At 41.2% G+C, this 4766-nt stretch carries 4 protein-coding genes and 1 pseudogene; all 5 read right to left on the bottom strand.

Annotated elements, in window-relative coordinates:
* Window positions 1-305 precede the first annotated feature (305 nt).
* Window positions 306-992, bottom strand: coding sequence for an Npun_F0296 family exosortase-dependent surface protein (locus tag H6G73_RS24040; protein WP_190609043.1), 687 nt, complete (start codon window positions 990-992; stop codon window positions 306-308).
* A gap of 154 nt (window positions 993-1146) precedes the next feature.
* Entirely contained in the window at window positions 1147-1878 is a 732-nt protein-coding gene (gene radC, locus H6G73_RS24035; protein ID WP_190609042.1) for a RadC family protein, read from the bottom strand.
* Between the two features lie 54 nt (window positions 1879-1932).
* Entirely contained in the window at window positions 1933-2679 is a 747-nt protein-coding gene (locus tag H6G73_RS24030; RefSeq protein ID WP_190609040.1) for a glycoside hydrolase family protein, read from the bottom strand.
* 210 nt (window positions 2680-2889) lie between these two features.
* Entirely contained in the window at window positions 2890-3756 is an 867-nt protein-coding gene (locus tag H6G73_RS24025) for a nitrate ABC transporter ATP-binding protein (protein WP_190609045.1), read from the bottom strand.
* 143 nt (window positions 3757-3899) lie between these two features.
* Window positions 3900-4661 (bottom strand): annotated as a pseudogene (locus tag H6G73_RS24020) (CmpA/NrtA family ABC transporter substrate-binding protein); the annotation flags it as partial.
* Window positions 4662-4766 lie beyond the last annotated feature (105 nt).

Raw genomic sequence — 4766 nt, 5'->3', positions numbered from 1 at the left:
TGATACTTATTTTCATTAACTCTCTTAGGACTTAAATAAGCTTTAGTTCTTGTGTACTATTTTGGTGGCTTTTTTTGATGTGTGACAGTTAGGGTGCGGAAGGTGGGTTCAATGATTTTGAACTGGGTTCTCCATAAAAAGTACCGAAGAACCTGATTTTTTTAGACAATAAAATAAATATAATAAAATCAATGCGCTTAATTAAGTAAAAAACAACTTTGCACAAAAAACAAAAGACTCAAGTTTGACACTGAGTCTTGAATTTAAAAATATTTTCACTTCTTCCAATCTACTTATGACAATCCTTACGCTAGTTTTGATTTGTTTTTAACCAGTGAACTGACACCTAGACCGCCAAACAATAGCAAGCCTAAGATAGAAGCAGGTTCTGGAACTGCTCGGTAAGCATGGTTATCACTTTCAAAGGCAACACCAGTGCTGGTTAAAACTATTTTGTCAAATTTTTCACCCGCTCCTGCGAAGAAGTTTACAAATACGTTATCTTGAGGACTAGTTTGATTACCACTAGCAGTAGTATCAGGAATATTTGAACCAGTAAAGGTTGTCAAAAGATTGGCACCATCATAGAAAGAAATCGAGTTGTAAGTATCTACAGAACCCCAATACAAACCAAAGTAGTCAAGAGCCTTAGCGAAATTTATGGTAACACTACCTGTATTACCTGTTACGTTATTAGCTACAGGAGCAATAGTCAGGTATGGTGTGGTATCACCAGTAGGTGCAGCATATTGAGAAGCAACAGAACCAGTCACTATATTAGTTGTTCCACCAGGAGTATATGTAGCAAAACCACTGGTGGGTGCTGAACCGCTGTTGAAGTCTATTGTCGTTGCTCCAAAAACATTTGTTTTAACGCCATTTGCACCAGCAGCTGTGCCTCCAGTAGTAATACTAATAGCATTAGCCGGACTAGCAACCGCAACTGCTACTGCTGTACCCATCAAAGTTAGAGCAATTTTTTCTAACCGCATATTATTTTGGTTCAGTAAATTTGATACCTATATAATTACATCTAAGTTTTTACTTATGTAGCTATCCCTCCGTGTTTTTACATAAAATTCATCTAAAAAATATTTTATGTGGCTTAATTTAAAGTTTTAATGAAGACAAAATCAGCAATGATCATTAATCATCTTGTGGGTAGTCATCCCACAAGGTAGTAATTTCTCGTAGACTTTGATGGGTGCCGTTACCCAGAATTAAATGGTCGAGTAGAGGAATATTCAATAGCTTGGCCCCTGCTAGTAATTGGCGTGTCAATTCTATATCTTGTTCACTAGGTTCCAAATTCCCAGAAGGGTGATTGTGGGCCACGATAGCTTTGGTTGCACCTTGGCGAATTACTTCTCTAAAAATGTCACGGGGAGAAGCCAAGGTTTCTGTGGCGGTACCAATGCTCACTACAGTTGTACCCAACAAACGATTTTTCACGTCCAATAGTAAGACCGCAAAACGTTCTTGATTTTGCCACATCAAGTCTTGACTAAGCGCCGCAGCTGCAACCAAAGGGCTATCTATGATGGTGCCATCAGCAGGGCGGCAGAGAAAAGCACGCTTACCTAATTCAATGGCTGCGAGAATAGTGGTCGCTTTTGCAGGGCCAACACCAGGAATTGCCATTAACTGTGCTGGTGTGACTTCTCGTAACATCGCTAAGGGGTCACGTTGATGTTTACCTAATTCTTGTAATATGTGTTGACCTAAACCAATGGCAGACAGTTTTCCTGGGCCTTGACCTGTTCCCAGGAGAATAGCGATTAACTCCGCAGTAGCTAAAATTTTTGGGCCATAGGTCATTAATCTTTCACGGGGCCTTTCATTTTCTGGAATATCAGCAATTCTTAGACAGTAGGCCATAGCAATTCGAGATTACGCAAGTATGAATTTGATGATGAATTTTGCACCAATGGACTAACTTACAGGTGTGAGGAAAAGTTTAGCTTCCGCTAATCTCCTTCTTTTTAAACCTGCTTCCACTGGACTCTTAGGATTTCTATACTTCACAAAAGTTTCTTCAATCTCATCCCATAGCTTATTGGCTAAGACTCTAGTGATACTTTGAAAATTGCGATTACCGTAGAAATTCGCCCCTAAGTTATAACCAAAACTTAATAAAGCACCTTGTTGATTGACATTTAACTCATTCCACACAGGAATTTTTTGCAGAGGTGGTAAATAGTTATTCTCCAACTGGAAAATTAATAAATCATCTGCTTCTTGTTGGGTGATAGTTTCCCCCAATTTCCACTCACTACCATCTTTTTTGCGAGTGCTGCCCCAACCGATAGTATAGGGTTTACCTTTGGTCAGCGGATCTGGATAGGCATTTAAAAAACAACCTTCAAATTCTTTAATTAGGTTGACTCCTGGTAATGGCAACTTACCAGTGACACCGCCATAAAGACCAATTTCCGTTAACTTTTCCAAAGCCCGATTTAAAGCATCCTGAGTTTTTTTACCGACAATGCCATCAGGTGTTAGACCTTGTTGTTGTTGAAATTGTTTGACTGCTGCCAGAGTTTTAGCACCAAAATCACCATCGATCTTCCCTGGTTGGAGGTTGAGTGCTGTTAAAATTTCTTGCAATTGCTGGACTTTTGCTCCTGTTGCACCTTGCTGAAGAATTTCATTGGTATCCAGAATTAATTTACTAGCCATGGGCATATCCTATGAAGTTTGATTTGCGTAGAAACAGAAAATTTACTGATTAGCTTTAAATATATGTATGTTTTAACATAAGCAGTAAATGAGCAAGAAAAAGTATATTTGTGTGCAATTGAAGTAAATTTTCATAAAAAAAGGTAAATGCACAATTTTTGGCATTTACCTTGAATGTATTCACTAACCCTCGTTTTCCAAGAAAAGCTATTACCCCACATCATCATGGGCAAAACGGTTAAATAGGAAGTCTAAGGCATAGTTGCGTAGTTGGTAATATTGGGGATCTTCCATAATTCTGGCGCGATCGCGTGGACGAGAAAAAGGAATTTCCAAGACTTCCCCAATCTTGGCGTGGGGGCCATTGGTCATCATCACCAACTTATCAGCTAAAAATAGCGCCTCATCAATATCATGGGTAATCATCAATACAGTACAGCGATTATCACCCCAAATCTTTAACAGTTCTTCCTGCAATTCTTCCTTGGTAATCGCATCTAGGGCCCCAAAGGGTTCGTCTAAAATCAGCACCTTGGGACGAATTGCCAAAGCACGGGCAATAGAAACACGCTGTCTCATCCCCCCAGACATTTGCAAGGGCTTTTTCTCCATGGCATCAGCCAATCCTACCATGGCCAAATGTTCCCGGACGATCGCTCTTTTTTCTGCTTCTGGCTTGGTAGGATAAACAGCATTAACCGCCAAGTAAATATTTTCAAAAGCCGTCCGCCAAGGCAACAAAGCATAGTTTTGGAACACAACCATCCGGTCTGGGCCTGGTTTAGTAATGGGTTTCCCTTCCAGCAAAACTTGCCCAGAAGTAGGAAAGTTAAACCCAGACACCATGTTTAAGAGAGTAGATTTACCACAACCAGAGTGGCCAATGACACAAATAAACTCGCCTTGTTCAACTTCCAGATTCACACCATCAAGAACCGTAAAAGGGCCTTTCTTGGTGGGATAGGTTTTGCAAACATCCTGAATTTGCAAGAAAGACTGACGGCTTTTAGCGGGACTTGATTTTCTGTCCAGAGTGTCTGTACCTGTGTTAGTAAAGCTTAAGCTGCGGTTGTGCATGGGGGTATTGGTCTTCAAAATCTCTATGTTAAAGTTATATTACTCACACGCAAGTCTCTCCACTTGCGCGTGGGTTGCCGACACTGGTTCCAGAAATAGGGAGTTATCGCTAACATACCGTCTTAACTCCCTCATTTCTGACATTAAGCGGCAGTTCTTCTGGGTGTATCGAGAATCACTTCCGCTACAGAAAAGTCCCGTTTAATCTCTAAATCGTTGAGATAGGTCATTGGGTCATCACCATTGAAAGGCTTACCATCAAATAATTGGATGGGTTGGCGGGTGTAACTGATATCCAGACCCAATTCTCTAGCAGCCGTGCTGAATACACCGACACGACAAATTCTTTCCACAATTTCTACCCAGTTTCTCGGTAAAGGAGTTTCACCCCACCGCGCTAATTGGGTCATAATCCAAATTTGTTCCGTGCGACTGGGGCGGTTAATTGCAGAGTCAGAGTAAAACTGGTGGTGGGCGTATTCCCGTAAAGGATGGTCAATGTCACAGGTAGCGCCATTAGCGTCTTCTAGTTGGATGTAATCAATATCTGTGCTGACATATTCCCGGCTAGCGAGAATTCTCCGCACTTCTAGGGAGTGGTTGGGATCAGCACAATATTTACAAGCTTCCAACAAGGCTTTAGTCAAAGCAATATGGGTATTAGGATAATTATTAGCCCAGTCTTCACGGACACCCAAGACTTTACCGGGATGACCTAGCCACACTTCCAAGTCAGTAGCAATAGTAAAGCCTACACCTTCTACAGCGGCCCGATAGTTCCAAGGTTCACCAACGCAGAAACCATCAATTGTACCTCCTTGTAAATCTACCACCATCTGGGCAGGAGGGATGGTTTTCATATCTACATCATGGTCAGGGTCAATGCCACCAGCCGCTAACCAATAGACATCTCCGAAAACAAGGAAACCCTTACCATGACTGCTTTGAAGAGGGGTAAAGGCTAAGTGCAAAGATACTCAAATTATACGCTAAAATCAGTGTTTGCAATG

Origin of the sequence: Richelia sinica FACHB-800 (assembly GCF_014698825.1) — a bacterium.
Lineage (GTDB): Bacteria > Cyanobacteriota > Cyanobacteriia > Cyanobacteriales > Nostocaceae > FACHB-800.
Note: the sequence above shows the minus strand (reverse complement) of the source record. Positions and strands in the feature narration are given on the sequence as shown.